This is a genomic window from Accumulibacter sp., assembly GCF_023806565.1.
Lineage (GTDB): Bacteria > Pseudomonadota > Gammaproteobacteria > Burkholderiales > Rhodocyclaceae > Accumulibacter.
The window spans coordinates 30,332-37,857 of record NZ_JAMTDV010000003.1; the positions used below are offsets into that span (position 1 = coordinate 30,332).

Consider the following 7,526-nt stretch of genomic DNA (forward strand, 5'->3'; position numbering starts at 1 on the left):
CTCGCTGGCGATTTCCTTGCGATCGGCGATCGTGATCGCGGCCGGCGTCACGGCTGTCGCGGCTGAAAGGCCATCGAGCGGGCGGACACGCTGAACGCATCGGAGAAGCAGGCGCCGTCCTCGGCGCCGTGCTGCTTGAGGAAGGGGAAGATCGCTTCGACCATGCGCACCGAGCCGCAGGCATAAATCTCGTACTGCTTGAGTTCGGGGAAGTCTTCGAGAATCGCTTCGTGCACCAGGCCGGTGCGTCCGCTCCAGGCATCCTCCGGCAGCGGCTCGGAGAGTACGGGGATGAAGTGGAAGTTGTCGTGCTCGCGCGCCCAGCGTGCCGGCAGCTCGGGCAGGTAGAGGTCCTGCAGGCTGCGCACCCCCCAGTACAGGTGGATCGGCCGCTTGAGCCCGCGCCGGAAGGCGTCCTCGACCATGCTCTTGACCGGCGCGAAGCCGGTGGCGCCGGCGACGAAGACGATCGGTCGTTCCGATTCACGCAGCGTGAAGTCGCCGATCGGCCCTTCGAAGCGGATTTCGTCGCCTTCCTTCATCTTCTCGAAGACGTGCGTCGTGAAGCGGCCGCCGGGCATCAGGCGAATCTGCAGTTCGACGAATTCGGCTTCGTACGGCGGATTGGCAAACGAGAAGGCACGCCGCTGGCCGTCTTCGAGAAGGATGTTGATGTATTGCCCGGCCTTGAAGGTGATCTGCTGCCCGGGTGGCAGCCCGAGCAGTACGCGCATGACGTCGTGAGTGAGCTTCTCCATCTTCACGACGTGTGCGGTGTATTCGCCGATGCTCCGGGCTGCGGTGCTGGTCTGGTACTCGATCTCCGCGTCCTCGAGCGCGCTGGCGCAGCACATCAGGACCTTGCCCTGCGCCAGTTCGGCGGCGGACAGCGCGCTTGGCTGGTAGAGGCCGGGATCGACCTTGCCCTGCAGCACCGTGCACTTGCAGACGCCGCAGCCGCCGTTGCGGCATTCGTAGGGCAGATCGATGTCCTGACGCAGGCCTGCGTCGAGCAGCGTCTCGTCGAAGCGCGCGGTGACCGCTTTCCGATCGGGATGGAAAGTGATCGTGGCCTGCGCGTGCGCGGCGCCACGGCGCTTCGGCGGCAGCCAGGGGGTGAGGAAGAGGAGCCCGGTGAGACCGAGCACCCAATACCAGAGTCGCAGCGGATCGGTCACATAGACCAGCGCCAGGACGGGCAGCTCGAACCAGTCGAACGCGATGTCGGTGGGCACCACCGACATGTCGGCCTCGCCGCCCTGGCTGACGATCGGTTTGACCAATGCCAGCGCAAGAAACATCAGGCTGACCGCGATGGCAATCGGGCGCGGCGGATTGATGTGCGCCCGCGGTACGCGCTGGACATGGATCCACATGATGAAGACGACGATCAGCGGCGCACCGATGTGGATGAAGGCGAGCAGCGTGAACAGGCGGCTATTGACGCTTTCGAGGTAGAGGAAGTTGCGAATCAGGGTGCCGTTGAACAGTGGCAACACGTCGAACCACTCGGCGGTGGCGATCACCACGAACTGCGCGAGCTTGTCCCAGACGAGCATGAAGCCGTTGACGCCGGCGATGTAGATGAGCCACAGGAGGGCGACGCCGGTCAGCCAGGAAAACGAGCGGAAGCCACGGTAGCGGTCGTAGGCGAAGTGCCGCAGCAGGTGCAGGAGCATCGTCAGAATCATGCCGTCGGTCGCATAGCGGTGGATGCTGCGCAGGATGCCGCCGGCCCACCACTGATTGTGGGTGATCCGCTCGACCGAGTTGAAGGCATTGTGGATTCCCGTATCGGCGAAGATGTAGAGGTAGAGACCCGAGCCGACGAGCAGCCAGAACTGCCAGAAGCTGATCGTTCCAAGATGGTAGAAAGGATTCATCTTGTCGCCGAAAGCGACGTTGAACACGTTCTCGACGCGCATGAACAGCCAGCGCAGGATTTGTTGCAGGATTTTGACCATGATCGATGTCGGCTCAGAGAATTGGCTGGGCGCTTTCGGCTGCGCTGCGGACGCTGCAGCCGAGGTGGCGGGCAGGGCAGGGGGCGGCGGTGGCGGTCATTTGAAAAAGATGCCGCCGCGATCGGGATTGAAGTCGATCACCATCACTTGTCCCGGCTGCAGGTTGATCTGCTCTTCCTTGACGAAGTTGAAGCCGGGCCTGGTGAGGTTGTCGCTCATTCGCACCGCCACCTGATGGCTGCCGGCCTTCACCTCGAAGCGCTTGTATACGGTGGAGACGCCGTCCTTGTACAGGCCGGTCGGGTGCATCACGGTGGCGAAGGCAGGCTGACCGTCGAGATCGACTTCGAGCCGGATGTCGGAGCGCTCGCGCGGGCAGTCCAGCGGTGCGCGCATGTTCGGTGGCAGCTTTGCCAGCTCTTCCGGGGTTCGCTTGCGACACTCGCGGTCGCCGAGGTGGCTGATCGACAGTTTGATCAGGGCGACGTCGTCCGCGATCTGCCGATATTTCGGTGCGGTGGCAAAGTAGCCGATGAACGCGGCGAAGGCGCCGTAAAGGATCACCTGGCCGACGATGGCGGCGGGTTTAAGCATGATGTGAAGCTCTCCGCAGGTAAGGGGGAAGTCGGTCGTCGTTCGCCAGCGCGTCGAGCCGGGCCCTGAATTCGGCCAGCGCTGCGGCGAGGGTACGGCTGTCGTTGGCGCCGGCAGCATGCAGGCAGAGGCGCGAAGCCGGCACCGTGCTGCGAAGATGGGGTTCGCGCCGGCCTTGCAGACGTGCGTCGGTCCAGCGGTCACCGAGCCGGAATTCGCAGCCGCCGTTGCGGCAGGTGCTCAGGAATACCCCGTCGGCGCCGCTGCGCAGGGCGTATTCGACGAATGCCGGCGGCAGCATGCCGGTACACAGCAGGGGAATGACGGCGGTGTCGACTGCCGCGAGCGAACTTGCGTCGGCGCCGCGGGCGCAACTGAAGACGACGATCCTGCTGTTCCCTCCGAGCCCTGCCAGCGCTCCTTCGAGTTGCTCGCGCAGCGCCTGCACCGGCTGCTGTGGCATGTCGATTCCGCTCACCAGCGTATCGCGCTTGCGAAAAGGGGTCGCCGAGGGGCACGAGCCGGCGCAGATGCCGCATCCCGCGCACAGATCGGCGTCGACCACGGCCAGGCGATACGTCGGGCGCAGCGGGTGCGGCGCCATGCTGATCGCCGCAAAGGGGCAATCCGCGTGGCAGCGGTCGCAGCCGGTGCAGTTGGCGGCGTCGACGACGGCGGCCGGTGGCGCCTTCGGATGTGGCAGCAGCGGCAAGGCGAAAAGCAGCGCCGTCGCCCCGAAGAGAAGCGACCAGACGACCGCCGGCGAGCTGAGGTCGGTCAGCGGATGCAGGAACAGGATGAACCAGTCGAAGCCGAGCTCGCCGGGCACGGTCGCGAGATCGGCGGGCGGGTTGCTGAGCGCCGGCCGGAGCAGCGAGAGCACCAGGAGCGCGGCCAGCGTTGCCAGCATGGCGCGCCGCGAAGGCAGGTAATCGACGTGGCTGATGCGATGCACATGCGCCCACAGGCTCAGGATCAGCAGCAGCGGCACACCGAGATGGACGAATACCAGCATGGTGAAGAAGCGATCGTTGATCGAGTCGGGCGCCAGGAAGTTGCGCGCCGACGGTTCGCTGAAGATCGGCAGCCAGTCGAGCAGTTCGCTGGTGGCAGTGGCAGACAATTGCGCGAGCTGATCCCAGACGATCCAGTAGCCGCCGATCCCGGCGACATAGGCGAGCCAGATCAGCGGCACGCCGGTCATCCACGAATAGAGGCGAAAACCGTGGTAGCGTCCGTAGCACCATTCGCGGACGAGGTGCAGCATCATCACCAGCATGAAACCGTCCGCGGCATAGCGATGCAGACTGCGCAGGATGCCGCCGAGGTACCACTGCTCGCGCGACAGGTAGCCGATCGAGCGGTAGACGGCCTCGATGCCGGTGTCGAGCACCGCGTAGAGATAGATGCCGGTGGCGACGACGATCCACAGCAGGTACAGACCCATCGCACCGAGATGGCGAAACGGGTTGTCTTCGCCGCCGAATGGCGCATCGAACGCTTCCTCGACGCGCAGAAAAACGGTTCGCACGCTCGCGCGAACGGGTTCATGAAAATTCACTGGGCTGGTCTTTCCCGACCGCTGGCGGCCATCATCCGTAGCGTCCGATCGTATTGACCGCGCTCTCCTGGCGACTTGACCCGAGTCAAATCCGAAGAAAACAGACGTGTCGCCAGGACGAGGCAATCTCCAGGGCCACACCCCTCCGGCACAGCGCGGCCAGTTGCGGGAAGTGGGAAAGCGGCCGATGGTAGCAGTTTTCTTTTCCTGCACCCAGGCGGACCCGCCAGCCGCCGCCAGCGGTGGCGTGGCTTCCCCCGCGCGAAAGGCCTGACGCTGTCGAGACCTGCAGCAAGGAGAGGACCCGCGCCGAAGCCGCATCCGCCTTCCGTCCGACGATTCCTTGCGCTGCCGGACCCGATTTCGTTGGAGAATGTCGCCCGTCAGACCGCATACCGATAGCGGACGAGGGAGATTACCCATGAACGAACCGATGCACCCGAGCCTCGCCGTCGGCGAGCGGGACGAGGAAACGATCGCCGACCGCGAGCTCTGCGAACCGGTCCGCAACCGTGGCCGGAGCCTGTTCGCAATTGCCCGCAGCGTGCAAGCCATGCACGCGCGCGAAATTCCCCTGTCGCGGCCCCTGCTCGGCCGCCTGCTGCTCGAATCCGGGCAGATGGAGACGCTGCTGGACGAATACGGCGCGCGCCAGAACCAGCACTGGAGCCGCTTCCGCGCCTTGACGGCGTCGCTCAAGAACTTTGCCCGCATCGGCCTGGCCCTTGCCTACGTGCAGCGCCGCCTGCCGACCTACCGCCTGCTGCCGGTCGAAGGGGTCTTCCGCCTGGCGACCGGCGAGCAGTTGCGCCTGCTGAGTGGCGCCCTTGCCACGATCGCCGGCGCGCTGCTGGAAGAGGGGCTGGCGGTCGGCATTGACGTTTCGGGTGTCGCCCCGTCCCCCGAAGATTTCGGCGAACGCCTGCCGCCGGGCCGCCTGGCCCGCGACCGCAGTGACCGCATCGCCGGTGACACGGTCACCACCGTCACCCATCTGGCCACGGAGTTTCTCAACCTGGCAGCCGAAGGCGACCTGCTGCGGGCCGCGGCGCGAGTCCGGCCCGCGGACTATGCGTCCTGCTTCCCCGACCCGGTCAGCGAGGAACGCCTGCGCCAGCTGACTTTCCGCTTCCACAATCTGCAGTCCCTCTACGACACACATGTCGCCGGCACTTCGATCGAAAGCTTCGACGCCGAGCTCCCGATCCTCCGCGGTCACGCCAGCGTCATCTACCACCTGCTCGATATGGCCACCGACCTGGCCCACTACTACGAGCGGCACGCCAGCCCGCATACCGCGGACGCCGTGCTGCGCGAGCGGCCGGTGGTGGATTGCGACGCCACCATGGCGACGCTGTTCGCCTACGCGATGGCCTTCTCGAGCGAATATCTGGCCGGTGGCCAGCGGCTCTGTCAGAAGATCCTGTACCGCTACGCCGAGTCGGGCCGCCTCGACGTGCCGGTGCCCAGCTACCGCGGCTTCCACGTCCGCCCGTCCAACCTGGTGGCGCGCATCGTCGCCCACTACGGCAGTTCGGTTTACATGGAACTCGACGGCAAGCGTTTCGACGCCGGCTCGCCGCTCGAGCTTTTTCGCGCCAACGAAGCCATCAACGCCCGCAAACGGCGCTGGCTGGCGTCGGAAATCGCGCGCGTCCATCCCGATTGCGGGGGGGAGCAGGGCCCGGAAGCGGTGGCCGCGGCGGTCTTCGCCATCGTCCATCGCCTCGCCGGCGAGGGAAAGATCCTGCTCTACCGGCAGCCGCTGGAATTCTCCGGGCAACTCGGCCATCGCGAGGGCAGCGTCCTCGAGAACAGTGTCGCCGAGATCGCCCACCTGCAGGCCACCGGCCAGCTCGACATTCGCACCGATCTGACGGTGACCTTCGTGGGCGACAAACGCGTGCTCGCCGACGTGGAAGTGCTGGCCTGCCACGGCTACGGCGAGGACGCCTTCGGCAACAACGTGGTGCTGCCGAAGGCGCTCGCCTACTTGCGGCGCTAGGCTGGCAGCGAAAGCGCCACGGCGGGCGAGGGCGTCTCGACAGTGCGGGCGCCAGCGCCTCGCCAGCCCCGGGCATCGTCGTTTCGCGCTATCATTCCCATCGCATTGGCATGGACTGGACGACGCTCCATGCGATCCCTGTCTTTCGGCGAGAACCCCAGCGAATGAACCGCATCGAACGAGCCGCGGATCTCTTGACACCGTTCATGGGCGAAGAGCGTCGCGACACCTGGCTGACGCTCGCCTTTTTCGCCGAGCATCGGGATGTGTACGACGCCATTCCGCAACGCGGCGCGACGAGGGATTTCGTGGTCGCCTGCGTGCGCCGCCTGCTGGACCGCGGTCGTGCCGGGTCGCGGCATGCACTCTCGCTGCTGCTGGAGGCCGTGCGCAGCGAAGCGGGAGAGGAGAGGCAGCCGGCGTTCCAGGCGCTGATCGAGGAACTCGACCGACCCTGCCTCGCAGGCGCGGACCTTGCCGCAGCACCACCATCGGCCGCCGCAAGCCCGCCAGACCGGCGGCCACCGATCGCCGGCCAGGCGAGTACGCCTGACCCGGTCGTCTTCGTCAGCTACTCGCGCAGCGACCGGCCACTCGCCGAACGCCTGGTCGCCGATCTGCAGCGAGCCGGCCGTGACTGCTGGCTCGACAGCAGCGACATCCCCGGCGGCGAAACCTGGGTCCACTCCATTGCCGACGGCATCGAGCGCTGCTATGCGTTCGTCAGCCTGGTATCCGCAGCCGCGAATGCCAGCGAATGGGTGCGTCTGGAATTCCTCCAGGCGAGGAAGCGCGGCAAGCCCGTCGTTCCGCTGCTGGCTGGCGACTGTGAGCTGCCGTGGTACATGGCCGACCGCCAGGCGATCGCGATCCTCGATGGTCACTACGTCAGCGGTGTGCAGCGCCTGCTGCGCGAACTGCCCGCCCCGCCGGGACCGCGCGATCCGGCGGCGCCCCAGCGCACGGCAGAACTCGCCTACCTGCACCGTCTGGAAATCGGCGAACTGGTGCACACCGAGCTGTACACGCCGATGGCCGGCGTCGCCCGCGTGCTGACGCCGGCCGTTCCGGCCACCAGGCTGCCGGCGATCGTCATGCGGCCGGAATTCCGCCACCTGCGCCAGCGCTCCGCCGCCGCCGAAGCGCGGAGCGAGTCGCGTCCGTACGAGGACATCGCGCAGGCGTTCGCGCAGGTGCGCCGGGCGGCGCTGCTCGGCGAGCCGGGTGCGGGCAAGACGACGACGCTGTGGAAGCTTGCGCACGACGCGCTGGAGGCGGCGCTGGCCGATCCGGCAGCGCCGATTCCGCTGCTCGTCAGCCTGGGCAAATGGACCGAGGCCACGGAAGAACTGACCGCCTTCCTCCAACGCCAGTTGGGCGAACTCGGCGCCCATCTCGACCG

The 7,526-nt window shown here is 66.5% G+C and carries 5 protein-coding genes; 2 read left to right on the forward strand and 3 right to left on the reverse strand.

The window, feature by feature from the left end; genetic code table 11:
* Nucleotides 1-47: 47 nt before the first annotated feature.
* The 3 genes from NFV80_RS00140 to NFV80_RS00150 all read right to left on the reverse strand — a co-directional run bounded on the left by NFV80_RS00140 (nt 48) and on the right by NFV80_RS00150 (nt 4,119).
* Nucleotides 48-1,964, reverse strand: coding sequence for a 2Fe-2S iron-sulfur cluster-binding protein (locus NFV80_RS00140; RefSeq protein WP_295324615.1), 1,917 nt, complete (start codon nt 1,962-1,964; stop codon nt 48-50).
* A gap of 96 nt (nt 1,965-2,060) precedes the next feature.
* On the reverse strand, nt 2,061-2,558 hold the full coding sequence (locus tag NFV80_RS00145) for a hypothetical protein (RefSeq protein WP_295324617.1): 498 nt from the start codon (nt 2,556-2,558) through the stop codon (nt 2,061-2,063).
* The gene (locus NFV80_RS00150) at nt 2,551-4,119 is read right to left on the reverse strand and encodes a hydrogenase iron-sulfur subunit (protein WP_296757434.1); all 1,569 of its coding nucleotides are present in this window, start codon (nt 4,117-4,119) and stop codon (nt 2,551-2,553) included. Before NFV80_RS00150 ends, NFV80_RS00145 begins: the two co-directional genes overlap by 8 nt.
* 421 nt (nt 4,120-4,540) lie before the next feature.
* Between NFV80_RS00150 and NFV80_RS00155 the strand changes: the two genes are divergently transcribed.
* Together NFV80_RS00155 and NFV80_RS00160 are read left to right on the forward strand one after the other, a co-directional pair.
* Nucleotides 4,541-6,124 (forward strand): HPr family phosphocarrier protein, encoded by a 1,584-nt coding sequence (locus tag NFV80_RS00155; protein WP_295324622.1) that lies wholly within the window; start codon nt 4,541-4,543, stop codon nt 6,122-6,124.
* 164 nt (nt 6,125-6,288) lie between these two features.
* The coding region (locus NFV80_RS00160; RefSeq protein WP_295324625.1) for a TIR domain-containing protein at nt 6,289-7,526 on the forward strand (1,238 nt) is incomplete at its 3' end.